Raw genomic sequence first — 24,643 nt, 5'->3', positions numbered from 1 at the left:
GCGTATGAAAATTCCTCAGCGCCTCTCCTCTATAACCGGCAGCTCCCGAGTCCCGGCCCTGAGAAACCTCAGGATCTCGTACGCGACAATCTCCGGTGCCTCACGCTGGGGAAAGTGCCCCGCTCCGTCGATCAGCACGCGTTCGTAGCGCGCCGAGAAGTAGCCTTCGCGTCCCTTGGAACTGTCCGGGTGATTGCAACTGTCCGCACCACCGTGCAGCACCAGCGTGGGTACCGACAATACCGGTGCCGGGTTGAGCCTGGCTTCTTCGGCACGGGAGGCCGCGTCACCTTCGACGAAACCCCAGCGATGCCGGTAGGAATGCAATACCACCGCAGCCCAGTCCGGCCCTGCGAAGGCGCGACAGGCGGTCTGGAAATCCTGCTCCGTGTACCAGCCGGCGGGCGACCAGGTGTCCCACATCATGCGGGCGAAGACATTGCGCTCGTGCTCGACGACCTGCTGGCCGCGGGGTGTCGCCATGAACCAGTGGTACCAGTAATTGCGCGCCTGCTGCAGGGAAATCACCTGGTTCGGATCGTTGGTGCCGTAGCCGACCGACAGCATCACCAGCCCCGCGGCCACACCGGGCCTGAGTCCACAGGCATTGGCCACGGCCCTTGCGCCCCAGTCATGTCCGACCAGCACCGGACGATCGAGCCCCAGGGCATCGATGAAATCCAGCAGGTCCATGCCCAGCGCTGCCAGCGCGCCACTGCGCGGCGTATCGTCATGGCGAAAACGCGTCGGTGCAAAACCCCGGAGTGCCGGCGCCAGCACCCGGTAGCCGGCTTCGGCCAGATGGCCGGCAGTGCGTGTCCAGGTCTCGGGACTGTCCGGCCAGCCATGGACCAGCACGGCCACCCGGGCTCCAGCGGGGTTCCACTCCAGGTAGGCGATGTCCAGCAATGGCGTGGTGACAAATGAGTAGTTCATGGCGATTCCTGCGGAGTTGGCGGTTGTCTGGAGAAAGACTACCGTCGCCACCACGAATCATTCATGATGAGTAAAGGCCTATTATCAATTTTTCAAGTTGAATCAGTGATGAACACGGACCGCTCCCTCGTCGCCCTTTCCGCCTCCCTCGACATTGCCTTGCTGCGCACGTTTCTCACGGTGGTAGACACCCACAGCTTCGCCTCGGCTGCCGACCTGCTGGCGCTGACACCCTCGGCGGTGAGCGGGCATATCAAACGCCTCGAAGACGATGTCGCGGTGAAGCTGCTGTCGCGTACCACGCGCCGCCTGTCCCTGACCGCCGAGGGCGAGATCCTCTACACCTATGCCCGCAATATCCTCAGCCTGGAACGCGAGGCCCGGGCAAAACTGCGGGGAGCCCATATTCAAGGGCGGATCCGCGTCGGCTCCTCGGAAGACTTTGCCGGCACCTGGCTGGCCGCCGTGTTGCAGTCCTTCAGCCGCAGCCATCCACGGGCCTCCATCGAGTTGAAGGTCGGCATCACTTCCGATCTGGTGCAACAGCGGCAACTCGGCCAGCTCGACGTGGTGTTCGGCAAACAGTGCAGCCGGGTGGACGAAGGCGGCGAGTTGCTATGGGAAGAACCGCTGGTCTGGGCCTACGCCGCGAAAATCCCCCTGGATACCGCGATCCCCTTGCCCCTGGCCGTCTTTCCGGAACCTTGCGTCTACCGGGAGGCGGCCATCCAGGCGCTGGCCCTGGCGGGAACGCCCTGGCGCCTGGCGTTTGAAAGCAGCAGCATGGCCGGTTGCATTGCCGCGGCCCTGGCGGGCTTCGCCGTAACCCCGATTGCCCGCAGCCAGTTGCGCGACGGACTCAGGGAGCTGGGCCCGGCCGAGGGTCTTCCAGCGCTGGCGAACGCACGTTTCCATGCCTTTTCCGACCGCGCCGACCCAGCCATCCATGCGCTGATCGAGTCCGTGCAGGAGATCGGCAGGCGCCGGCGTTTCATCGATCAATAAGCGTCGACCTCCCCCCACGTATCACAGTGTGTACAGCCTTGCGCCGGACACACTGACTCAAGCTGTCGCCGCCAGCGGACACACCGTGGATACATCCACGCGATGAACTGTGCCGGTCCCAAGCCACCCGCACCGGGTGGCCCGATCATCACAGTGCAGGGTTCACCCAGGAGGTCATCATCATGAGCATCACCCTTTACGGCTACAGCGGCAGCACCTACGTGCGCACCGTCAGAATGCTTCTCGCCGAGAAAGGCGCGGACTATGAACAGGTTCCGGTCGATGTCCTCCAGGGCGAACCCCACTCTCCCGAACACCTGTTGCGTCATCCCTTCGGCAAGGTACCGGTGATCGACCATGACGGTTTCCGGGTGATCGAGAGCGGAGCCATCACCGCCTATCTGAACGAGGTGCTGCCGGGACCGTCACTGATGCCGGAAACCGCCTGGGACCGCGCCCGTGCCAACATGGCCATCGGTATCTACGACTCCTATGGCTACGGTGCGCTGGTGTCGGTGGCCGGTTATCACCTGTTCCCCGACTTTATCGGCGGGCAGAACGAAGAATCCCGGCGCAACGGCATAGAGAACTCGCGCCGGGTCCTGCGCGAACTGATGAAGATCAAGGGGCAAGACCGCTTTATCGCCGGGCCGAATGTTTCGCTCGCCGACTTCTACCTGGTGCCGTTCTGCACCTATATCGCCCTGACCCCGGATGCCGCGCAGGTATTCGACGTCGAGGGTTTTGCCCAGTGGTGGCAACAGGTGCAGGCCCTGCCCAGCTTCAAGGCGACGCTGCCCTGAAGCCTGTCCTGCCTCAGAGAATGCGCTTGCCGGTGCGATCCAGGCGCGGCATCCAGCGCCCGAGGATATCGGCCGAAACCACGATGTGATGGGCCCGGCCGATCAGCAGGTGGCGTGGCACGAAACCGATATAACGCGAGTCGGCACTGTTGTCGCGGTTGTCGCCCAGCATGAAGTAGCTGTCCGCCGGCACGGTGATCGGTCCGAAATCCCGCGCGGCGGCAACGCCGCGCAGGAACTGGACCCGGCGCACGCTGCTGTCCGCCGCCTCGGTGACGGACACGCCGGGAATGCTCGTGTCGTGGGCACCCGGCTCGGCGATATCGCGCGCATCGCTGTAGTGGGCCGCCACACCGTTGACGAACAGCACCTCGTTGCGCATTTCCAGCACGTCACCCGGCACCCCGACCAGCCGCTTGATCAGGCGCACGCCGTCCTTGGGCGAGGTGAAAGTCACCACATCGCCGCGCCGGGGAGTACCCAGGGCCGCGAGGGAGATATCGCTCAGCGGCAGCTTGAAGTCATAGGCCAGCCGGTTGACCAGCACCACATCGCCTTCAAGCAGGGTCGGTCGCATCGAACCCGACGGAATCGGGTTCCAGTCCGCCATGGAAGTCCGAAAGATGCCGAAGCACAGGAGAAAGATCAGCAGCCCGCGGTTATTGACGATCCAGCGCTTCATATCGACCTCTGAAAGGAATAACGTTTTCAGCGATTCTTGTAGCACCGTGCCTCGGGCCGAGCCAAGTCCCTTGTACGCCGATCAGCGAGTTTTCATGATCGCTGCTAGCTCATCCAGTTGCCGCCGTCGACGTTATAGGTTTGCGCCACGACGAAGTCGCTCTCGGCACTGGCCAGGAAGATCGCCATGCCGGTCAGGTCCTCGGCGGTGCCCATGCGGCCATAGGGCACTTCCTGTCCCACCAGTCGTTTCTTTTCCCCCAGCGGCCGCCCCTCATGCCTGGCGAACAGGGCATCGACACCGTCCCAGTGCTCGCCGTCGACGACGCCGGGCGCGATGGCATTGACGTTGATGCGATGGCCGATCAGGTTCAGGCCCGCCGATTGCGTCAGGCTGATCACCGCCGCCTTGGTGGCGCAATACACCGCCACCAGCGCTTCGCCGCGCCGTCCGGCCTGGCTGGCCATGTTGATGATCTTGCCGCCGTGGCCCTGGCTGATCATCTGCCGGGCAGCCGCCTGCAGGGTGAACAGGGTCCCGGCGACATTGATCGAGAACAACCGGTCATAACTGTCGCGGGTGATCTCGGTAATCGGCGCCAGGTCGAACAGCGCGGCATTGTTGATCAGGATGTCCAGCTTGCCGGCATGCCCGACCACCGTGGCGATGGCCGCGTCGATGGAGCCCTGGTCGGTCACGTCCATCTTCACCGCATAAGCGTTCGGTCCCAGTTCGGTGGCCGTGGCCCGGGCACGCGCCAGGTCGATGTCGGCGATCGCCACGGTGGCGCCTTCGCCGATGTAGGCCTGGGCGAACGCTCGCCCGATACCACGGGCAGCACCGGTCACCAGGGCACTCTTGCCTTCCAGTCGTTTCATTGAGGGTTCATCCATTGCGTCAGATTGGGGGAATGCGCCCGGCGACGGGCGCCGGCGATCAGCCCTTTTTCGGGTAACCCGCACGTTTCATTTCACGCTCGGTATTGGCCTGGGCTTCGGCCAGGGCCTGCTCGACCGTCACCTGCCCGGTCAGCGCCGCCGAGAACGACTTGCCGACCGAAGTGCCGATGGCCTGGAACTCGGGAATGGTCACGTACTGGATTCCCACATACGGCACCGGCTGCGCCGAGGGGTGCGTCGGGTCGGCGTGCTGCATCATCTGCAGGGTCACCCTGGCGAACGGCGCGGCCTTCAGGTAGGCGTCGCTGTAGGTGGACAGGCGGGTGCCCGGCGGTACGTTGGTGATGCCATCGGTGTCGGTGACCAGCTGGATATATTGCCTGGAGGTCGCCCACGCCACGAAGGCCTTGGCCGCCTCCTTGTGCCGCGAGGTGGTGGGTATTGCCAGCGACCAGGCATACAGCCATGAGGAGCCCTTGTCGGTCGCCTGCGTCGGCGCCGCGACAAAGCCGACGTCGTCGGCCACCTTGCTCTGCGCCTTGTCGGTGGTGAAGGAACCGGCGACGCTGGCATCGACCCACAGCGCACACTTGCCGCTGTTGAACAGCGCCAGGGTTTCGTTGAAGCCATTGCTCGATACGCCGGGCGGACCGTATTTTTTCAGGGTATTGACGTAGAAATCGGCGGCGGCGGTCCATTCCGGGCTGGTCAACTGCGGCTGCCACTGTTCGTTGAACCAGCGCGCACCAAAGGCATTGGCCATGGTGCTCAGCAGCGCCATGTTCTCGCCCCAGCCGGCCTTGCCCCGCAGGCACATGCCGTATTGCTCCTTGTCCGGCTGATTGAGCCTGGCGGCGAATTCGCCGAGCTGGGTCCAGGTCGGATGCTCGGGCATGCTCAACCCGGCCTGCCTGAACAGGTCGGTGCGGTAATAGGTGACCGTACTTTCGCCATAGAACGGCAAGGCATACAGCGTACCGCCGACCGACAGGCCCTGGCGCACCGAGGGGAAAATGTCCTCGACATCATAATCGGCGGGCAACCCGGTCATCGGCTCCAGCCAGTGCTTGGCCCCCCACAGCGGTGTTTCGTAGGTGCCGATGGTCAAGACGTCGAACTGGCCGCCCTGGGTGGCGATATCGGTGGTCAGGCGCTGGCGCAGGACGTTTTCTTCCAGCACCACCCAGTTCAGCTTCACCTCGGGGTGCTGTTGCTCGAAGACCCTGGACAGGCGTTGCATGCGGATCATGTCACCGTTGTTGACGGTGGCGATGGTCACGGTCTCGGCGGCCTGGCAGGCCCAGGCGGCCGAGAGGCCAGCGGACAGGGCAAGCGCGGTGGCAATCAACTTCATCGTGTTCTCCGGCCTGGGCGCCAGGCACTGTTATTTTTGTTGTTGACCACGGCCGGACGAACGCCGGCCAGCGGTGGCGGACGCTTCGATTACAGCAACTTCCACCGGGGCGGACAAACGAATCGGGGATGCCCTTCCGATACTTTTTTAACCGGCCACGGCAAAGCCTCCGGCGATCAAAAAAGTACCGGTCATGGGCAGGACAGGCGCTAGCGAACCCGGGTGGAGACGGCGTATGGTCAAGGGCTGCACGACAATGAGCTGCATGACAACAAGAGGCACAAGCCATGGCTGACAGTCGAACAGCCCTGTTCGAGCAACGACCGGCCGAGCTGGAAGTGATCCTGCCGCAACCCGACCACGGCTTTCGCTGGCATGAACACGACTATCCCTCGCCGCTCGCCCGCTGGAACCATCATCCCGAATTCGAGCTGCACCTGATCCGCCATGGCAGCGGCAAGCTGGTGGCGGGCGACTACATCGGTGCGTTCGGTCCCGGCCATGTCGCGCTGATCGGTCCCGACCTGCCCCATGACTGGATCGGCGACCTGACGCCCGGCGAGTACCTGGTGGGCCGCGATGTCGTCCTGCAATTCGACGGCGCCGCCCTGCTCGCCCTGCGTGCCACGCTACCGGAACTGGGGAGCCTGCAGAGCCTGTTCGAACGCGCCCGGCGCGGCCTGGAGTTCACTGGCGCGACCGCGCTGCAGGCCGCCCGGCTGATGGAGCAGATTGGCCGCGCCGAGGGCCTGGAGCGCCTGATCCTGTTCCTGCAACTGATCAATACCCTGGTGCAGGCTCCGGAGCCGGAGGTGCATCTGCTGGCCAGCGTCTGTTATGCCCCGAGCCTGGATGCACGCAGCTCCGAACGGATTCACAAGGCCTTCGACTACCTGCTGACGGAACTGACCGGCGACCTGCGGCTGTCGGTCATCGCCCAGCGCCTGGGGATGAGCGAGCCGGGCTTTTCCCGCTTCTTCAAGCGCATCACCGGGCACGGTTTCATCGACCTGATGCGCAAGTTGCGGGTGCAACGTGCCTGTCGGCTGTTGCTGCAGAGCGAGATGTCGGTGGCCGATATCTGCTTCGAAGTCGGTTACGGCAACCTGTCCAACTTCAACCGGCACTTTCGCTTCGAGATGAACCAGACGCCCAGCGACTATCGGCGTGGAGCGGCCATGACTCTGCTCCGGCACAACGGCGCCTACCCGTCCCTGCCTGTGGGTCAGCGGCATTGAGCAGACGAAAAAAAACAGCCCCGATCGAAGAGCCTGATCGGGGCCGGGGATACAGACGTCTATCCAGACTTGCAGGGAGCACTGCGTGATGGCGATCTAGGCCAACTGATACTTTTCCCGCACCAGATGGCCGATGCCCATCCGGTCCAGCACCGGCAACGGACACAGGAAGGTCACCCGTACGGTGCCGGGCAAGCGGCTGATGTCGATGGAACCGTTGAGCGTGGCACGATTGAGCACTTCATCGTAGGGCAGGCCGGTGGCCGCAGCGGCACGACGCAAACCGTTCTCCGTCGCCACATTGAGGTTCACGCCACTGCCGATAAAGGTGATCGGGCCGCTCTCCTCGACCTCGTGCTGGCCCCACAGGGCCCCCAGCTCACGCACCTTCTGGCGCTGTTCGGCGTTCATCGGCCGGGCCATGGGCGGCAGGTCATCGAGGTTCTGCAACAGGATCGGGCCATCGATCGTCAGCCCCTTGATCACCTCTACCGTCAGTTCGGTTTCGCCGGAAACGTCGGTGGCATGCCCGGCGATTTCGCCATTGCCCTGCTGCGCATGCATATCCCCCATGTACACGCCGGCCCCCGGCACTTTCACCGGGCAGATCAGCACGCAGCCTTCGCGGACCGAGTTGGTGTCCATATGGCCGTCGGTCTTGGCTTCGTGCAGTTGCTCATGGGTCATGCCATAACGATGGGGCGCGCCCACGAGGTACTGGCCGAAATCCGCGCAGTTGTGCGAGTCCGGCAGGTCCCGCGACGGTGTGGTGCCGATGTTGCCGAGAAACGGCCGCATGTGTGCCGCCAGTCCCGGAATGTCGGCACGGGCCAGTGACAGGATCGAATGCTGTGCCGCCATGTCCGGCAACGCCGACATCTGCGCGGCATTGCCCGCCAGCCGGTCGGCGACCGCCTGGTTGACGGTGAGACTGACCTGGTTCTCGGCATCCAGCACGATCACGTAGCCATGGCTGAAACGAAACGCACTGACTTCCGCACCGCAGTTGTTGCAACGGATCGCGTCCTCGCCGATGCCCTCGACATGGCTGGCCGGATGTTCGGTACCGCAGGCCGCGCAGAACTTGGCGACAAACGGATCGCCGTGATAACGCCCTTCGACAAAGCTCATCACGCCCGAGGACGTCGCCAGGGAAGTGACTCGCATGCGGCGGATCTTCAGGGCGACGGCATCGCCCACTTCGGCGCCGGCAATCGCCACCGGCTGCGTCACTTCATGGCCGCCCTGGAAGGCCGGCGTGATCATCGGCCCCCAGCAGCCCGGCGGCGTGCCGGTGATCAGGGTGCCGCCGTCGGCCAGCGGGCCGAGCATGGCCTGGCTCGGGCCGATCAGGCCCTGGGTGTAACTGTCGACGCGTAACCGGTCTACCGGCGTCGGTGCGGCGCTTGCTTCAGAGAGGGTGTTGTTCATGTTCTATCTCCTTGCCTCCACGGATACGGAGGGATCACCAGGGGTGGGACAACAGGCTGCGCCGGGGCAGCCGATCAGGTTCGCCATTTGCCGCCGTGCACCAGTTCGGTCACGGCGTCGGCAAACACCTTGGGGGCTTCCTGGGGCAGGTTGTGACCCACGCCGGGAACCTGCCGATGACTGCGCGGACCGCTGAAACGCGGCGCCGAGGCCTTGCCGTCGGTGGCCGCGATCACGCCATCGGCGACGCCGTCGAGGGTGATGGCCGGCACGCTGATCGCCGGCAACAGCGCGAGCTTCTGCTCGGCCTCGGCGTAATCCGGATAACCCGCCGCCAGCCCCATGCGATGGCGATAGGAATGGATGACCACGTCGACATAGTCGGGGTTATCAAAGGCCTCGGCCGCGCGGTCGAAGGTGCGGTCATCGAAGTGCCAGGTCGGCGAGTTGTTGCGCCAGAGGATCCGCGCGATATCGCGACGGTTCGCCTCGAGCCCCGCGCGACCGCGCTCGGTCTGGAAGTAATGCTGGTACCAGAGTCCCCATTCGACATGCGCCGGCAGCGGGCTGGCAGCCTTGGCGATGTCCTGGATCAGGTAGCTGTTGACCGAGACCAGGCCGACCACGCGACTCGGACGCAAGGCCGCCGCGACACAGGCCGCACGACCGCCCCAGTCGTAGCCGGCGAGCACCGCCTCGGGGATATGCAGCGCATTCATCAGGTCCAGCACATCCTGGCCGAGCGCCGCCTGCTGGCCCGAACGTGGCGTGGCACTGTCGAGGAAACGGGTGCTGCCGTGCCCGCGCAGGTGCGGCACGACCACTCGAAACCCCTGGGCCGCGAGCAGTGGCGCGACCTCGACATAACTGTGGATGTCGTAGGGATAACCATGCAGCAGGATCACCGGCCGACCGTTCTCCGGGCCGGTCTCGTGGTAGCCGATATCCAGCAGGTCGGTACTGACCTGGCGGATCGGAAAACGCGTCAGCGGCTTGCTCGACCGATGCTGGTAAGGCGCCGTGCCCTGGCTCGCCGACGCCAGTGCCGGGGTCATATCCGCCAGGCCGATGGCCGCCGCTCCGGCAGCGGCGGACAGCAGGAAACGACGGCGATTGAACGGGTACTCGGACATGATGGGGTTCCTCGGATCAGGGGGACAGGAATCAGGCGATATCGACGATCAGTTCGCTGGCGAGCCAGCCGGCCAGCAGCGCACCGGCCCGGGCAACGCCCTCGGTTTCACCGAGGCGCTCGACCAGCCACTCGCACAGGGCGGCGAAACTGCCGTTGGCCTGCAGGTGCAGCAGGGCTTCGTATTCCAGTTGCTCCAGCGGACGCAGCCGCGAGGTGAATTGCCGACGCCAGACGATCACCCCGCCCGGTTCGGCGAGCATCTCGCTTTCCGGTGGTGTCACCTCGTCACACAACGCGGACCAGATCGCCTCGGCGTTGGTGGTCAGGGCATGGCTGCGCAAGGATGGCGCCAGGCGCAGCCGCGCCGAATCCCAGTCGATCGTCGCCAGGGCCTCCAGTGACAGGGCCTCGGCATCCGCGGCGACAAACGCGTCATTGAGCGCCGCCTCGATCCAGGCCAGTTCCTGGACATCCGGGTTGTTCGGGAACAGCTCCACCAGGCTGGCGTGAAAGCCCTCGGGATAGGCATCCAGGGTCCAGGCGTGGGGCGGTTGCCGGTCGATATGACTGACCGCTGCGGCGAGGAACGCCTCGTCGCCGAGCCAGCGGCGCAATTGCGTAAATGCCTGTTCCAGGCAGCCCACCAATTGCGCCCGATAGTTGTTCTGGTACACCGCCAAGCCCGCGGCCACGTTGCTGCCGAGGCGTCGCGCGACACTCTCGTCCGCGCTGACCAGCCAGTGATGGAACTCGCGTTGCAACTCGGCCAGGTTCATGACGCCCTCCGTGAGCAGCCGCGGGTGTCCAGCGAGCCGAGGGCACGGGCCATGTCCAGCTCCTTGAGCAGGTCGGCCAGCGGCGGGATCCGGTCGTCCCGCTCGATCATGGTGGCGACCGGGCCGAAGCGTGAAATCGCCAGGGCGTAGAGTGCCCAGACTTCCTGGCAGACCGGACTGTCGTGGGTGTCGATCAGCAACTCGGCCCCCTGGCTGTGTCCGGCCAGGTGGATCTGTCGCACGCGATCAGCCGGCAGGCCGTCGAGAAAGGCCAATGCGTCGAAACCGTGGTTGGTCGCACTGACGAAGATATTGTTGACGTCGAGCAACAGCCCGCAGCCGGTGCGCTCCGACATCCGCGCGATGAACTCCCATTCGGTCATCGTCGCACCGTCGAAGGCCAGGTAGCTCGACGGGTTCTCGAACAGCATCGCCCGGCCAAGGAAATCCTGGGCCATGGAAATATTGCGGCAGACGCTGTCCAGGGCCTCTTCGGTATAGGGCACCGGCAACAGGTCATGGGAGTTGAACCGGTCGATGCGCGACCAGCTCAGGTGATCGGAAACGAACAGCGGATCGATCTCGTCGACCAGCGCCTTGAGGCGGCGCAGGTAGTCGGGGTTGAGCCCGTCCGCCGAGCCGATGGACATCGACACGCCATGCAACGCCACCGGATGCCGCTCGCGGATCTGGCGCAGGATATGCCGGGGCTGGCCGCCCGCGACCATGAAGTTCTCGGAGATGACCTCGACGAAATCGACAGGGACCTCGGTCTCCAGGAAATCCCGATAGTGTTCCTTGCGCAGACCCAGGCCGTAGCCCGGAAAAACAGGAATGGAGATGGACATTGCGCGTGCTCGGCTTGAGAGAAAGGGAAGACCGACCGAAGAACACCACGCCCCTGTGGGAACCGGCTTGCTGGCGATACAGACGACACGGTCTGGCAGACACAAGGCGTCGATACCCTCGCCAGCAAGCCGGCTCCCACGGGGTCATGGATTCAGGCTTACTTGGGCTCGGTCAGGGTGCCGCCGGCCTTCAGGCACTCGCTTGGGGTCTTGACCACGACGCCCTGCCCCTTGCAGCTGTTCAGGCCCTTGCAGTCATTCTTGGCGGTGGCGCAGAGGCTTTCGCCCTTGCAGCTGTTGACGCCGTAGCAGCGGCCCGGCTGCTCCTTGTCGGCGGCGCTGGCGGAGACGGTGAAAGAAGCGCAAGACAGTGCGATCAGCGCGGCGGCGGTAGCGATGCTCAAACGGGAAGCGGTGGTAGCCATGGTGTTTCTCCAGATAGATAAGGGTTGCAACAGGTCGGGTTGGGGTTTACTTGGCGTTCAGCGCGGCTTCTTCGATGACTTTCGCCACCGCTTCTGGCTGCGAGATGTACAGGGTGTGGCTGGCCTTGATCTCGGTGACCTTGGAGCCGGCACGCTTGTACATCCAGCGCTGCAGGTCCGGGTTCAGGGCCTTGTCTTCGGTGGCGACAATCCCGTAGCTCGGCTTCTTGTGCCAGGCGGCGGCCCAGTTCTGCGCGCCGAAAGTGGCGGTGGTCGCCGGGACCTGCGAAGCGGCCAGGAAGTCGGTGCGGTTGGTGGTCTGGTCGGCGGCGAAGTCTTCGCCGAACTTGGCGCGGTCGACGAACAGCAGACCGTCGCGGGTGCCATGGATGTCGTTGCTCGGTGACGGCATCGAACTCAGCAACTGGCCCAGGGTCTCGCCGACTTCCGGTTGCAGCGCGGCGACGTAGACCAGTGCCTTGACCTTGTCCCGCTCGCCAGCGATACCGATCACCGCACCGCCGGAACTGTGGCCGACCAGCACCACCGGGCCGACCTGCTGGTCGAGGATTTCCCGGGTAGCGGCCACATCGGCGTCCAGGCTGGTGGCCGGCTGATGCACGACGCTGACGTGGTAGCCCTTGTGGATCAGGATGTCGTGGACCACCCGCCAGCCCGAGCCGTCGACGAACGAGCCGTGCACGATGACGATGTTCTTGGCACCTGTCGGCGGAACCGGATCGGCCGCACTGGCAAACAGTGGCGCGCTCATGGCCAGGGCACTGAGGGCCAGGATGGGTAACTTACGCATGGTGCTTCTCCTCAAGCCTTCGGCCTGATGTTGTGGTTGAAAGTCATGTTCCGAGAGGGCGGTGTCAGGCCGGTCGGCGGCGCAGCAGCGCATCCAGCGACCAGTTCCCGCCGCCATGGGCGATCAGCGGCAGCAGCAGACCCGCCCAGCTCAGGTGCGTCGGCCATGCATCGGGGTACACGAACACCTCGATCACCGCGGTCATGCCCAGCAAGGCCAGGGCCGCGGGCCGGGTCAGCAAGCCCAGCACCAGCAGGACCGGGAACAGGTGCTCGGCATAGGTCGCCAGGTGGGCCGCCAGGTCCGCCGGAATCAGCGGCAGCGCGTACTCCGAGCGGAACAGCACGTAGGTCGAAGGTTTCAGCGTCAACAGGCCTTCGACCTTGGTGCGTCCCGACAGGAAGAACACCGAGGCGATCCCGACACGGGCTACCAGCAGCAACAGAGACTCGGGCAACAACCGGCCGAGGCCGGCACTCACTGCCCCGGCGCCGCGGCTCATGGCTGCTCCGTCAGGGACCCGAAGCCCTTGGGCGTCTTGATCTGGGTGCAGGTGCCCTTGTCCACCAGGACCCAGGCATTGCCCTGGTAGTCGGCGGTGGCGGTGCCCGCGCAGGAAGTGCCTTTGCCGGCGGCGCAATCGTTCTGACCGGCCTTGGACACGCCGTAGCATTTTTCCTGGGGAGTCTGTCCATCGGCGGCCTGGGCACCGACGGCAAACGCGCTGAGTGAAATGGCGAGGGTGGCTGCGAGGGCCGCGTATCTGCTCTTCATGGATATCTCCCGATCAACAATGGATTGAGCGAATCAGCAGCGTCTTGGGCTGCGTTGTTCGACCAGCAAAGTTAATCGCGAGCGTGTATCCCTTCTGTGTCCCGGAACCGGGCAGGAGGTCGCGGGATGTATCAGCCCCGAGTTCGTACACACTCTGATACACGAAGGGCGGTATACGACCCCCGTCGCCACTCGGCGACCCAGCGCAGATTCGTAACATAAGGTTCATATTGCGGGGATAGCATTGTGCCTTCACTTTGCCCGGCGACCCCAGCATGCGCGCAGAAACCTTCTCCTTCATGCGTCCACAACGGCCCAAGGATCACCGCTGTGCCGGCGATCTGTGCACGGAAGTGCCAGCGATCGACTGGAGCAGCAGCAATGCCCTGGTCATGGAGACTTTCAGCTCACAGAAGGAGATGGTCTGCCTGGCGGTGCTGGAAGATGAGCGGCCCATCGGCCTGATCAATCGCAACATCTTCCTGTCGATGATGAGCAAGCCGTTTCACCGCGAGCTCTACGACAAGAAAAGCTGCATTGCCTTCATGGACAAGGAACCGTTGATCGTCGATGCCGGCATGAGCATTGAAGAATTGACCTTCAAGACCGTGGAATCCGGCGAAAAGACCCTCGCGGACGGTTTCATCATTACCCGCAACGGCCAGTTCGCCGGGCTGGGCAACGGCCTGCAACTGATGGCTGTGGTCGCCGCCATGCAGGCCGAGAAAAACCGCCAGATCATGCAGAGCATCGAGTACGCGAGCGTTATCCAGCGCTCCATGCTGCGAGCCTCGCGCGATACCTTGAAGTCGACCCTGGAAGACGCCGTCCTGTTGTGGGAACCGCGGGATGTGGTCGGTGGCGACTTCTATCATTTCTGCGCCTATCCCGACGGCTGGTTCGGGGCAATTGCCGACTGTACCGGCCACGGCGTTCCCGGTGCCTTCATGACCCTGATCGCCTCCTCCTCGCTGACCCAGGCCCTGGTGCGCTTCGGTCCACGGGATCCAGGCGTGCTGTTAGCGGCGGTGAACAAAAGCGTCAAGGAACTGCTGGGACAGGTGCAGAGCGGCGCGCAGATTCCCGAGTCCGACGATGGCCTGGATGCCGCGTTTCTCTGGTTCGACAACGCCAGCCAGACCCTGAGCTTTGCCGGTGCGCGCATGGCCCTTCATGTCTTGCCGCCCGACGCCCGGCAGATGGAAACCCTGTCCGGGCAGCGCGTGGGTGTCGGCTACGTGGACAGCGCCATCGACTACCAGTGGCCGGTCAGCCGCATCGCACTGTCGCCGGCCAGCCTGGTGTTCATCGCGACCGACGGCCTGACCGACCAGATCGGCGGCCCGCGCAACATCGCCTTCGGCAAGAGCAAGGCCTTCGACACGATACTGGAACATCGCAATCAGCCGGCGACCGTCATCTGCGAAGCCTTGCAACGCACGCTGGCCAATTGGCAGGGAGAGCAAACCCGCCGTGACGATCTCACCCTCTTCTGCGCGCGTCTTGGAAACGATCATGATTAATCCGAATGCTGTCCACTCCGACTGCCACTTCTTCGACCTGGCCCAACAGCGCAATGTGATTTTCTATCACATGGGGTATTTCTCCCACACGATCATCACCGCCATGGCCGAAGTGGTCCGGCTGCAGCTGGAGATCTCGGGGGTCAACGGGCCGACGCGACGCAAGCTGTTTTCGTCTTTCGTCGAGCTGTCGCAAAACATCATTCACTACTCCTCCGACTCGTTGCCCACCGACCCCGGTGACGAATCGTCGCTGCGCCAGGGCGCGGTATGCATCAGTGCGGACGGCGATCGCCACCTGATGCTCTGCGCCAACCCGATCGCCACCAGCGACGTCGATCGCCTGCGTGAAAAGCTGGAGCCCCTGCGCAACATGTCGCTGGAAGAGATCAAGCAGGCCTACAAGGTGACCTTGCGCGCGGAAACCCCCGTCGACAGCAAGGGCGCCGGCCTGGGTTTCCTGACCATGGCGCGCGATGCCTGTGCCCCGCTGGAATTCGATTTCTACCCGAGAGCGGACGAGCCCGGAACCACGCTGTTCTGCCTTAAAGCCACCATTTGAGTAGAGTGACGCAATCACCATGGATAATTTCTACATCGAAGCAACCGCCACATCGCCGGAAGTCGACTTCCGTTTCGATCAGAACCTGCTGACGATAAAGGGCGAGTCCTATCCGGAGAACGCCGCCGCCTTCTATGCCCCCGTGCTCCAGCAACTGCGCGGCTACCTCGCCTCCCGCGAGGACACCACCATCAACGTCCATATCGCATTGGCCTATTTCAACAGTTCCAGCACCAAGATGCTGTTCAGCATCTTCGATGCGCTGGACAAGGCCGCGCAATCGGGCAACGAGATGCAGGTGAACTGGTACCATGACGAAGAAGACGAAACCATTTTCGAGTTCGGTGAAGAACTGAAGGCCGACTTTACCGCCATCATCTTCAACGACCACGCCACGACTCTCCAATGACACCCCGAGAAGGATGATGAGCATGACCGCTTCAGTCACTTTCGCTGGCGCACAGGATGACGCTGAACCGGACCTGTTCAAAAGCGAAACTGACGCGCTTGAACATGCCCGTTCCATTCTGGCCCTGACTGAAGCAGAGGCTCCGGTGTACCAGCAGGCACTCGCCGACCTGACCGTGCACTTCGAGCGGCTCATGCGCGAGACACGCCGCCTGATACGCCGCAGCGACCGTGCCGAGCGCGAGATGAACGCGCTCAATGCCCAGTTGCAGACCCTGGCCCATCAGCTCGAATACCGCGCCACCCACGATGCGCTGACCGGCGTGCTGAATCGTGGCGCGGTCATTGACCTGACCGTCCAGGCCCTGCAGAAAACCGGTGCGGTGATGGTGGTGCTGGATATCGACCACTTCAAGCAGGTCAACGATGAGTTCGGCCACCCCGCCGGCGATGCGGTAATCCAGGGCATCGTCGGTTGCCTGCGGCGTGTCGTCGGCAATGGCGGATTCATCGGGCGAGTGGGCGGCGAGGAGTTCACCGTGCTGATGCCCGCCGGCACGCTCGAGGAAGGCCTGGCCCTGGCCGAAACCCTGCGCGACACGATTGCCTCGCATGTTTTCGGCCAGCCGGTAAACCGCCGGATCACCGCGAGTTTCGGCGTCAGCGCCAGCCCCGTCGGCACCCGTTTCGACAGTGCCTATGGGCTGGCGGATGCGGCGTTGTACCAGGCCAAGCGCTCCGGCCGCAATCGCGTCGAGGCGGCGCGGGCAGACGCCGCGGCCTGTACGCCGGAACACGCGAAAGAAGAGAACCCGCGCCCTCCTCTTCCCGTTCCCGATCAGAAGATCGAGATAGGATAGTCGGCGATCAGGCGCAGCTCGTTGTTGTCGCCTTCGGCCTGGTCGGCATTGCCCCGGTGGATAGACTCGCGCAGGCGCAGGGACAGGTCCTTGGCCGGGCCGTTCTGCACCACGTACTTGGCTTCCACATCGGTCTCGTGGTGCTCGCCGTTGGCGCCATAGCCGTAGGCATGGTAAGGGCTGTCCGCGGCTATCTTGCTGCCGTCGATATCATCGCCGTGGATGTAGCGGGTCATGAAGCTCAGGCCCGGAACGCCGTAGGTCGCCATCTTCAGGTCATAACGCGCCTGCCAGGATTTCTCGCCAGGACCGTTGAAGTCCGAGTACTGCACGGAGTTGGCCAGCAGGATCGAGTCGCCGCCGTCGCCAGGACCGTTGGTCCCGAAACCGACATAGTCGAACGGGGTATTGCCATGGACTTTCTGGAAAGCCAGGGTCACGGTGTGGGCGGTCAGGAAGGTGTACGCGGTGGCGAAGGAGAACGCGGTGTTGTTGATCGGACCGGCCTTGGCCTCGCCCTCATCCAGGGTGCGGTAGAGGTTGAAATCGAAGTTCAGCGACTGTGCCTGGGAAATCGGCAAGGTGTAGTTGGCGTTGGTGTAGTACTGGCGCCAGACGTCCTCGAACTCGGAACCGTAGAGGGTGAAGTTGAGGTTGTCGTTGACGGTGTATTTGCCGCCCAGGTAGTTGACGGCACTGGTGGTGACGTTGGCATAGGTGGCGAACAGGTCATGGTCGCTGCTGGTGGTGACCACCCCGGTACCACTGGTGAAGTGGCCGGCTTCCAGGTCCAGGTCCTTGATCTCGCTGCTGAGCAGGTTGAAACCGGTGGCGGTTTCCGGGATCAGCCGCGTACCACCGGCAGCGAACACCGGTGCGGTGGGTTGCATGTCACCGTAGAGCAACTCGGTCTTGGAGACGCGGATCTTCACCGCGCCACCGGCCTTGGCGTAATCGTCTTCGGGAGAGCCGTTGCGTCCCACCGGCAGGTTGCCGGTACCGGCCGTGCCCGGTCCGCCGTCGAGCTTGATGCCCCAGTAGCCGAAGGCATCGACGCCGAAACCGACCGTACCCTGGGTGAAACCGGAGCTGTAGTTGCCAAAGATCCCCTGGGTCCAGTCACTGAGGTCGGACTTGTCATTTTTCCGGTCGCGGTTGAAGTACTGGTTCTTGAGGTGCAGGTTCAGACTGCTGTCGTCGACGAAGCCCTTGGCGTCGCTCTGGTCGGTCACGGTGGTCGCCATGGCGAACTGGGTCATGCCCAGCGATACCGCCAGTGTGAGCAAGTTGATTTTTACCGACATCGTTGTAATTCCCCTGGTTAATAAAGTTTCACTCTCTTGTTAGTGCGAACGACAGAACGCACTCCGTCATCCGCGAGGAGAGTGGAAACATGGAACAATCAATGGCAGAAGTGCCCGAAGGCCAAAGACAATCTTCGCTGCTGCAGAAGGTGGGTCAGGTCGAGCTCTTGCCGGGTGTGCTCCGGAGCACGCCCTGCGGCCACTGACGCGCAGGCGACAGTTGCCTTGCAGGGCATGTGCAATACAGGAACGGAACACTTCGGAAAATCAACCAATGGCCTCTATTGTTATTTTTGACTGCCAGCTTCTATATATATTTTTTTATTACAGCGAGCCATGTTCGTCGGGTTAATTAGCCATGAAAGATTTTTCATTGATATTAACTCGACTAGGGGAAGCAATTAACCAGAGGGGGATCAGATCGCGTTGCGCGTATCCGGGTCCTGCAAGGCATCAATGGCCAGGGTCGCGATGGCAACGTCATGGGCCGCCAGTCCGGTCAGGTCGACAAGGGTGATGGCGTCCTCGCTCTCGCGCCCCTTCACCTTGCCCGACAACACATCACCCAGCAGCACTATCGAGGTGGGTTCCAGCAGGCCGTCACGGACGGCATGGCCGAGGTCGCCACGATCCGTGCACTGCCTGATATCGTCCGCCACCACCCGGCCGGCGACCTGGAACAGCAGGGGATCGATCTCCTGCTTGCCATGGCTGTCGGCACCCAGCGCGACGATATGGGTGCCGGGCCTCACCGCCGCGGCAGGAAACAACGGCTCGGTCGCCGGGGTGCAGGTGATGATCACGTTGCACTGGCGCAGCAGGTCCTCGACCCGCACGATCGGGTGGGCAGCGATCCCCTCCTCGCGCAGGCGAGCCGCCAGGGCCTCGGCCTTGTGCGGGTCGCGGCCCCAGATGACGACCTTGTCGATGCCCAGCGCAACGGACGCCCACAAGGCCTGGAGCTCCGCCTGATGGCCGCTGCCCAGGATCCCCAGCGCGGTGATGTGCCTGGGGGCCAGGGCGACGGCCGCCAGGGCACCCGATGCGGCGGTGCGCCAGCTGGTCAGCCAGCCTTCGTCGTTGAGCAGTGCCAGGGTCTGCCCGGTGCGGGCATCGAACACCGCCATCAGGCCGTTATTGGTCGGCAAGCCGTGCCGGGCATTGTCGTAGAAGCCCATGGCGATCTTGATGACGAAGACCGGGCCGCCCTTGAAGTAGCCGTACTTGATATGGCAATCACCGGGTGTCTGGTCGAACAGCAGCTCGCCGGGCGCGGGCGATACCACCTGGCCGTCGGCATGCCGGATAAATGCTTCACGGATGGCAGCCAGTATCGCATCGTGCCGCAGGACCGCGCGCAAGGCCGGCCAGTCATGCACCGGCAACATCAGGCCGCTCCTTTCAGGTAGCGCCGGAACACCTCCAGGCCCTCTTCGATATTCGCCCGCCCGTAGCCGATCCGGAAACGATCCGTCGGCACCGGGCCGAGCGCCGAGGTATAAATGCTGGACGGCAGCAGCAACACCCCGGTGCGCTCGACCAGGTCGGCGGTAAAGCTTTCCACCCCTTCCCCGCCCAGGTAGCGCGGATAGGCAATGCAGCCACCGTCCGGACGATACCAGTCGAACCGCTCGCTGAACTCGGCGAAGAACCCGTCCAGCACTTCCAGGTTGTGTGACATCAGCTTGTGGATGCGCGCGAGGATCCGCTCGCGGGCCTTGAGGGCGATGATCGAGAGGATTTCGCTGGGACCCGAGTTGCAGATGGACAGGTAGTGTTTCATCCGCTCCATGCGCACCAGCAGCCCGGCGTCCTGGCAGGCGATCCAGCCGATACGCAGCCCGGGCAGGCCATAGGGTTTGGACATCACCGCCAGCGACAAGCCACGCTCGTAGACGTCGGCAACCGCCGGCAGTTGCTCGCAGTCACCGACACCGATCAGCCGATAGGCCTCGTCGCTGAACAGATAGAGGCCATGTTTGCGGCACAGTTGCACCAGCGCGTCGAAGCGCTCGCGCTCGAGGATCTTGCCCGTCGGGTTGTGGGGAAAGTTGATCGAGACCAGTTTGGTATTCGGCCGGATGGCCGCGGCCACCGCGTCGATATCCAGGGTCCAGCCACGCGCCGGGTCGAGGGGCACGCCGGTGACCTCGCAGAGGCTCAAGGGGATGGTCTCGGCGGACTGGTAGTTGGGTGTCACGACGATGGCGTGGTCGCCTTTTTCCAGCAAGGCCTGCATCGCCACATAAAGCCCTTCTTCAGCACCGGCAAAACACAGGATATCGGACGGCCGGACCTTGTCGTAGGTCGCGGCGATCGTCTCCCGCAGTGCCGGAGCGCCATAGGTCTGGGTGTAGCCCAGCGAAAGGTTCTCGAACGCGGCGCGGTCACTGTCGCTGGCCAGGGCCAGCAACTCCGAGAGCGTCATGCTTTCGGCATCGGAAGCGGTCATGTGGTAGCGGGCGGTGAATTCCCATTTGGAGAAATAGGTCTCCAGGCGGAAGTCTGGAAGCGTGGCCATGCGATGTCCCCTGCTGAGCTGAGCGATAGGTCGTCCACCGCCCGCGGACGATCTCGCAGATGCCCGGTCGGTGGCAGTACCCGCAAGACACTATCCGGACTTATACATATTGTCTAATTTATTTTTTATGTCTAAATTAAGCTCAACACCTGCCTATCAAGCCGCTCAAGGCTGTTCCAATATCGCCCGGGAGTACGGTAACGTGCGCACGCCTGGACGAAAGGCACCGGCCCTCCCTGTCATCGCGGTTGCTGTCCACCTGAATCGAAGGCTTGCAGATGTCCTACATGAATTTCATCAATGCCACGGCACAAGGCATCGCCGGATTGCTCTACCCGCATCTGGAGGCCGTGGTACACGATGCCAGGACGGGCCTGATCGCCCATATCGCCAACAATTTTTCCAAGCGCAAGGTCGGCGATCCCTCGCTGATCGAGGATATCCCGCAGCTCGAAGCCGGACCGGATGTGATCGGCCCCTACGAAAGCAACGGGATCAATGGCCGGGTCCTGCGCTCGATCACCATTGCCGCCCGGGACGACCATGGTGAGATCATCGCGTTCCTGTGCCTGAACTTCGATGTGTCGGTGATCAACCAGGTGCAGCAACTGCTGGGCAGCTTCGCCGCCGGGTTCAACACGCAAACCCGGCCGGAGGCGCTGTTCAAGGCGGACTGGAGAGAGAAGCTCAATGAGATCGTCGAACGGATTTCCCTCGAGACCTCAGTGCGCAAAAGCGAGTTCGGCCGCCGCGAAATCACCCTGGCGCTGGCCGAAGCCCGGGCCAGCGGGCTCCTGGAAATACGCAACTTCATGGAATACCTGACCGACTACTTCGAGATCTCCCGGGCAACGGTCTACAACTACCTCAAGGCGGTGCCGGAGCCGTTGATTGCCGCCGGCACGGCGACGATCAAGGCTCCCGCCGGCAGCAGGAAGAGCACGAGGAAGACGGCTCAGGACACGCGCTCGTAGCCGCCGACCACGCCTTTTTTCGAGAGTACCCACTGCCACAGCTGGATATCCCTGGCCCGGAAAGCCCCCGCGCAGGACAGCAGGTAGTAGCGCCACATGCGGTAGAAGCGCTCGCCCATCTGCCCGGCGAAGCGTGGCCAGGCCGCTTCGAAGTTCTCGCACCAGGCCATCAGCGTCTTGTCGTAGTCGGCCCCGAAGTTGTGCAGGTCCTCGACCACGAACAGACCGTCGACGGCATCGCCGATCTGGCCGATGGAAGGCAGGTCGCCGTTGGGGAAGATGTACTTGTCGATCCAGCGATCGGTACTGGAGTTGCGGCGGTTCTTGCCGATGGTGTGCAGCAGGAACAACCCGTCGTCCTTCAGGCAGCGCTCGGCGGTTTCCATGTAGACGCGATGGTTCTTGCGCCCGACATGTTCGAACATGCCAATGCTGACGATGTGGTCGAACTGCTCGTCGACATCGCGGTAGTCCTGCAGGCGGAACTCCAGGGGCAATCCGGCGTAACGCTGGCGGGCCCACTCGGCCTGGTCCCGGGAGATGGTCACGCCGACACACTCGACGCCGTAGTTCTGCGCCGCGTAGGACATGAAGCTGCCCCAGCCACAGCCGATGTCCAGGACCCGCATGCCCGGCTCCAGGCGCAGCTTGCGGCACACCAGGTCGAGCTTGGCGTTCTGCGCCTCGACCAGGTCGGTTGCCTCGCGCCAGTAGCCGCAGGTGTAGGTCATGCGCGGATCGAGCATGCTCGCGTAGAAATCGCTGCCAAGGTCATAGTGCTGCTCGCCGACCTGCCAGGCACGCTTGCGGTTCTGCAGGTTGAGCAACTTGACCCGTGCGGCATGAAACAGCATGGCCATCGGGTTGACCCCATCGGCCAGGCCCGAACGCATGAGGCGGGCAAAGAACTCGTCCAGCTGATCGGCGTCCCAGTCGCCGTCCATGTAGGCCTCGCCGAGGCCCAGGCTGCCTTCGGACAAGGCCCGCTCGGGAACCCCGGGCCTTTTCAGCTTCATATCCCACGGCGCGTTGCCGTTCAGGCGCAGGCCGGCCTTGTCCAGAAGCTCCTCGGCCAGTCGGTAGGAACTGCTGTGGGACGTATCCTCGGTGGAGACACTGGAAGTACTGGAAGAACGGGTGGCTAATGAATCTTCGCACTTTGACTGCATCGTGAATCCTTACTTCTTGCTTGCACTGAAGTGGACAGCGAGGCCATTGTTCGAATCGATCATGGTTCAAACCGTTGACGCAGGCGCTCAAGGTTGACTTTCGAAGCTCGGGAAAGCTTAAGTCGAGGCTTCGGAGCAAGACAAACGAGGATTTGATAAAAGTGCTTTGCGCAATCTGCAACAATTTGCAACAAACCCTGCACGCAGGCGAGTTTGCTTTACAGACGCGAAGCTAGGCACGAGCCTACAAAATCAGGGGAAATAGCTGGCTATATCATCCAACAGGTTTGAGTCGAAGATTGGTTTCAGAACGCTATCGTCGGCAGCACCGGCAGTCAGAGAGCGTTTCCAGGCCATTGTTATCGCAGGAGCCAAGATGACATTCTCACTCAACCTGTATGACGCGCTGACCGCCATCAGCATCCCAGCCGGCAAGGCCAAAGGCGTGGTGGATGCCTGGGAGGACGAAATGCAGAATTTCGCTACGAAATCGGACCTGCTTCACACCGAGACCCGCCTGAACGCATCGATCTCGGAATTGAGGACTGATATGAACGCCCTGGGTGTGGAGCTGCGGGCGTTGATCAAGGAACAAGGCGCGGAACTCCGAGAATCGATGGCGACCCAGAACTCGGAGCTTCGTGAATTGATATCGACACAAGGCTCGGAGCTTCGAGAATCGATAGCGAAACAAGGCGCGGACCTGCGGTCATCGATCACCTCACTGGAGGCCCATCACAAGCTCGTGCATTGGCAGTTTGGTATTATTTTTCTCTGTATCAGCATTCCCTCCATCAAGCTGGCCTACGACTTCCTGAGCAAGGCTTTCCTCGGCTGAGCCAACCCAACCGGACCAGGCAGCAGGCCTGCCGGATAGAAAGATCACACAATAAAAAAGCCCGCATCGCTGCGGGCTTTTTTCAATCGGGTGGTACGACAGGGACAATGCCCATTCGCCCATCAGATCACCTGGACAATCGCCTTCACCACCGCTTCGATATTGCGCTGGTTCAACGAGGCCACGCAGATACGACCGGTATCCAGCGCGTAGATCCCGAACTCGTTCTTCAGGCGTGCCACCTGCTCCACCGTCAGGCCGGAGTAGGAGAACATCCCGCGCTGGCGACCGACGAAGCTGAAGTCACGCTTGGCGCCATACTGGGCCAGCAGGTCGACCATCTGCATGCGCATGCCGCGAATCCGCAGGCGCATTTCAGCCAGTTCCGATTCCCACTGGGCACGCAGCTCAGGGTTGTTCAGCACGGCCGCGACGATGCTCGCCCCGTGGGTCGGCGGGTTGGAGTAGTTGGTACGGATCACGCGCTTGACCTGGGACAGGACACGGGCGGTCTCTTCCTTCGATTCGCTGACGATCGACAGCGCACCGACGCGCTCGCCGTACAGCGAGAACGATTTGGAGAACGAGCTGGAAACGAAGAACGTCAGGCCCGATCCGGCGAACAGGCGCACGGCGGCGGCGTCTTCCTCGATGCCATCACCAAAGCCCTGGTAAGCCATATCCAGGAACGGAACCAGATCCCTGGACTTGACCACGTCCAGCACGTCCTGCCAGTCGGCCGGGGTCAGGTCGACGCCGGTCGGGTTGTGGCAGCAGGCGTGCAGCACGACGATCGACTTGGCCGGCAGCGCGTTGAGATCTTCCAGCAGGCCGGCACGGTTCACCCCGTTGCTCGCGGCATCGTAGTAGCGATAGTTCTGTACAGGGAAACCGGCGGCTTCGAACAGCGCGCGGTGGTTCTCCCAGCTCGGGTCGCTGATGGCAACGGTGGCGTTCGGCAGCAACTGCTTGAGGAAATCGGCGCCGATCTTCAGCGCGCCGGTACCACCGACAGCCTGGGTGGTCAGTACACGACCGGCGGCGATCAGCGGCGAACCTTCACCGAACAGCAGGGTTTGTACCGCCTTGTCGTAGGCGGCAATGCCGTCGATCGGCAAGTAGCCACGGGAAGCATGCTGAGCCACGCGCTGGGTCTCGGCGTCGACAACGGCACGCAACAGTGGAATTTTCCCACTTTCGTCACAGTAAACACCTACACCCAGGTTGACCTTGTCGGTACGGGTATCGGCATTGAATGCTTCGTTGAGGCCCAGGATAGGATCGCGTGGTGCCATTTCGACAGCGGAGAACAGGCTCATTATTGCGGCGGCTCTGAATGGGGGGTGGAGGGGGTGACAACGCTCCGG

26 protein-coding genes are annotated in these 24,643 nt (G+C 63.0%); 9 read left to right on the top strand and 17 right to left on the bottom strand.

The annotated features are described in order from the left end of the window. Positions 1-15: 15 nt before the first annotated feature. Positions 16-936 (bottom strand): alpha/beta fold hydrolase, encoded by a 921-nt coding sequence (locus HX881_RS22490; protein WP_177086661.1) that lies wholly within the window; start codon positions 934-936, stop codon positions 16-18. A gap of 108 nt (positions 937-1,044) precedes the next feature. Between HX881_RS22490 and HX881_RS22485 the strand changes: the two genes are divergently transcribed. Beyond that, positions 1,045-1,941: a LysR substrate-binding domain-containing protein gene (locus HX881_RS22485; RefSeq protein WP_017129466.1), complete on the top strand. Its 897-nt coding sequence runs from the start codon at positions 1,045-1,047 to the stop codon at positions 1,939-1,941. Between the two features lie 182 nt (positions 1,942-2,123). After that, on the top strand, positions 2,124-2,744 hold the full coding sequence (locus HX881_RS22480; protein ID WP_177086659.1) for a glutathione S-transferase family protein: 621 nt from the start codon (positions 2,124-2,126) through the stop codon (positions 2,742-2,744). A gap of 13 nt (positions 2,745-2,757) precedes the next feature. Here the strand turns inward: HX881_RS22480 and lepB are convergent, their stop codons facing one another. The 3 genes from lepB to HX881_RS22465 all read right to left on the bottom strand — a co-directional run bounded on the left by lepB (position 2,758) and on the right by HX881_RS22465 (position 5,679). After that, positions 2,758-3,426: a signal peptidase I gene (gene lepB / locus HX881_RS22475; RefSeq protein ID WP_177086657.1), complete on the bottom strand. Its 669-nt coding sequence runs from the start codon at positions 3,424-3,426 to the stop codon at positions 2,758-2,760. 104 nt (positions 3,427-3,530) lie between these two features. After that, positions 3,531-4,304: an L-iditol 2-dehydrogenase gene (locus tag HX881_RS22470; protein ID WP_017129469.1), complete on the bottom strand. Its 774-nt coding sequence runs from the start codon at positions 4,302-4,304 to the stop codon at positions 3,531-3,533. A gap of 58 nt (positions 4,305-4,362) precedes the next feature. Further along, entirely contained in the window at positions 4,363-5,679 is a 1,317-nt protein-coding gene (locus HX881_RS22465; RefSeq protein WP_177086655.1) for an ABC transporter substrate-binding protein, read from the bottom strand. Between the two features lie 287 nt (positions 5,680-5,966). Between HX881_RS22465 and HX881_RS22460 the strand changes: the two genes are divergently transcribed. Continuing rightward, positions 5,967-6,917, top strand: coding sequence for a helix-turn-helix domain-containing protein (locus tag HX881_RS22460; protein WP_017129471.1), 951 nt, complete (start codon positions 5,967-5,969; stop codon positions 6,915-6,917). Positions 6,918-7,013: 96 nt separating this feature from the next. Here the strand turns inward: HX881_RS22460 and HX881_RS22455 are convergent, their stop codons facing one another. The 8 genes from HX881_RS22455 to HX881_RS22420 form a co-directional block, all read right to left on the bottom strand. Next, positions 7,014-8,348: an acetamidase/formamidase family protein gene (locus tag HX881_RS22455; RefSeq protein ID WP_177086653.1), complete on the bottom strand. Its 1,335-nt coding sequence runs from the start codon at positions 8,346-8,348 to the stop codon at positions 7,014-7,016. 74 nt (positions 8,349-8,422) lie between these two features. Further along, entirely contained in the window at positions 8,423-9,481 is a 1,059-nt protein-coding gene (locus HX881_RS22450; RefSeq protein WP_177086651.1) for an alpha/beta fold hydrolase, read from the bottom strand. Between the two features lie 31 nt (positions 9,482-9,512). After that, a complete protein-coding gene (locus tag HX881_RS22445; protein WP_177086649.1) occupies positions 9,513-10,259 on the bottom strand; it encodes an HvfC/BufC N-terminal domain-containing protein in 747 nt (248 codons plus the stop codon). Next, entirely contained in the window at positions 10,256-11,107 is an 852-nt protein-coding gene (gene bufB, locus HX881_RS22440; protein WP_017129475.1) for an MNIO family bufferin maturase, read from the bottom strand. The genes HX881_RS22445 and bufB overlap by 4 nt, the downstream gene beginning before the upstream one ends. Positions 11,108-11,265: 158 nt before the next feature. Continuing rightward, complete coding sequence (bufA2, locus tag HX881_RS22435) at positions 11,266-11,532, bottom strand: BufA2 family periplasmic bufferin-type metallophore (RefSeq protein ID WP_017129476.1); 267 nt, start codon at positions 11,530-11,532, stop codon at positions 11,266-11,268. 46 nt (positions 11,533-11,578) lie between these two features. Then, positions 11,579-12,343 carry an alpha/beta fold hydrolase gene (locus tag HX881_RS22430; RefSeq protein WP_103033063.1) on the bottom strand — a complete coding sequence of 255 codons (765 nt, stop codon included), beginning with the start codon at positions 12,341-12,343 and terminating at the stop codon, positions 11,579-11,581. 64 nt (positions 12,344-12,407) lie between these two features. After that, positions 12,408-12,845, bottom strand: coding sequence for a DoxX family protein (locus HX881_RS22425; RefSeq protein WP_017129477.1), 438 nt, complete (start codon positions 12,843-12,845; stop codon positions 12,408-12,410). Beyond that, a complete protein-coding gene (locus tag HX881_RS22420; protein WP_017129478.1) occupies positions 12,842-13,117 on the bottom strand; it encodes a BufA1 family periplasmic bufferin-type metallophore in 276 nt (91 codons plus the stop codon). The genes HX881_RS22425 and HX881_RS22420 overlap by 4 nt, the downstream gene beginning before the upstream one ends. Before the next feature lie 299 nt (positions 13,118-13,416). Between HX881_RS22420 and HX881_RS22415 the strand changes: the two genes are divergently transcribed. Genes HX881_RS22415 through HX881_RS22400 form a run of 4 tightly spaced genes read left to right on the top strand, consistent with a single transcriptional unit; the run spans position 13,417 to position 16,470 of the window. Further along, on the top strand, positions 13,417-14,640 hold the full coding sequence (locus HX881_RS22415; protein ID WP_042937205.1) for a SpoIIE family protein phosphatase: 1,224 nt from the start codon (positions 13,417-13,419) through the stop codon (positions 14,638-14,640). After that, on the top strand, positions 14,633-15,202 hold the full coding sequence (locus HX881_RS22410) for a SiaB family protein kinase (RefSeq protein WP_017129481.1): 570 nt from the start codon (positions 14,633-14,635) through the stop codon (positions 15,200-15,202). The genes HX881_RS22415 and HX881_RS22410 overlap by 8 nt, the downstream gene beginning before the upstream one ends. Positions 15,203-15,221: 19 nt before the next feature. After that, complete coding sequence (locus HX881_RS22405; RefSeq protein ID WP_017129482.1) at positions 15,222-15,611, top strand: DUF1987 domain-containing protein; 390 nt, start codon at positions 15,222-15,224, stop codon at positions 15,609-15,611. A gap of 22 nt (positions 15,612-15,633) precedes the next feature. Continuing rightward, positions 15,634-16,470 (top strand): GGDEF domain-containing protein, encoded by an 837-nt coding sequence (locus tag HX881_RS22400; RefSeq protein ID WP_017129483.1) that lies wholly within the window; start codon positions 15,634-15,636, stop codon positions 16,468-16,470. Here the strand turns inward: HX881_RS22400 and HX881_RS22395 are convergent. The 3 genes from HX881_RS22395 to HX881_RS22385 form a co-directional block, all read right to left on the bottom strand. After that, positions 16,449-17,774: an OprD family porin gene (locus HX881_RS22395; protein WP_017129484.1), complete on the bottom strand. Its 1,326-nt coding sequence runs from the start codon at positions 17,772-17,774 to the stop codon at positions 16,449-16,451. The genes HX881_RS22400 and HX881_RS22395 overlap by 22 nt on opposite strands. 416 nt (positions 17,775-18,190) lie before the next feature. After that, positions 18,191-19,162: a Rossmann-fold NAD(P)-binding domain-containing protein gene (locus tag HX881_RS22390; protein WP_177086647.1), complete on the bottom strand. Its 972-nt coding sequence runs from the start codon at positions 19,160-19,162 to the stop codon at positions 18,191-18,193. Continuing rightward, a complete protein-coding gene (locus HX881_RS22385) occupies positions 19,162-20,295 on the bottom strand; it encodes an aminotransferase class I/II-fold pyridoxal phosphate-dependent enzyme (protein WP_177086645.1) in 1,134 nt (377 codons plus the stop codon). The genes HX881_RS22390 and HX881_RS22385 overlap by 1 nt, the downstream gene beginning before the upstream one ends. A 278-nt stretch (positions 20,296-20,573) precedes the next feature. On the opposite strand from HX881_RS22385, the gene HX881_RS22380 reads away from it, so the two are divergent. Continuing rightward, the gene (locus tag HX881_RS22380) at positions 20,574-21,269 is read left to right on the top strand and encodes a helix-turn-helix transcriptional regulator (protein ID WP_177086643.1); all 696 of its coding nucleotides are present in this window, start codon (positions 20,574-20,576) and stop codon (positions 21,267-21,269) included. On the opposite strand, the gene cfa is transcribed toward HX881_RS22380, so the two are convergent. Beyond that, positions 21,251-22,438 carry a cyclopropane fatty acyl phospholipid synthase gene (gene cfa, locus HX881_RS22375; protein ID WP_017129488.1) on the bottom strand — a complete coding sequence of 396 codons (1,188 nt, stop codon included), beginning with the start codon at positions 22,436-22,438 and terminating at the stop codon, positions 21,251-21,253. The genes HX881_RS22380 and cfa overlap by 19 nt on opposite strands. 376 nt (positions 22,439-22,814) lie before the next feature. Here cfa and HX881_RS22370 point away from each other — a divergent pair, with 376 nt between their 5' ends. Beyond that, a complete protein-coding gene (locus HX881_RS22370; RefSeq protein WP_177086641.1) occupies positions 22,815-23,276 on the top strand; it encodes a DUF1640 domain-containing protein in 462 nt (153 codons plus the stop codon). A gap of 122 nt (positions 23,277-23,398) precedes the next feature. Here HX881_RS22370 and HX881_RS22365 read toward each other — a convergent pair whose 3' ends face one another. After that, entirely contained in the window at positions 23,399-24,595 is a 1,197-nt protein-coding gene (locus tag HX881_RS22365; protein ID WP_017129490.1) for an amino acid aminotransferase, read from the bottom strand. Positions 24,596-24,643: the final 48 nt, after the last annotated feature.

This window comes from Pseudomonas gingeri (assembly GCF_013386115.1).
Lineage (GTDB): Bacteria > Pseudomonadota > Gammaproteobacteria > Pseudomonadales > Pseudomonadaceae > Aquipseudomonas > Aquipseudomonas gingeri.
Note: the sequence above shows the minus strand (reverse complement) of the source record. Positions and strands in the feature narration are given on the sequence as shown.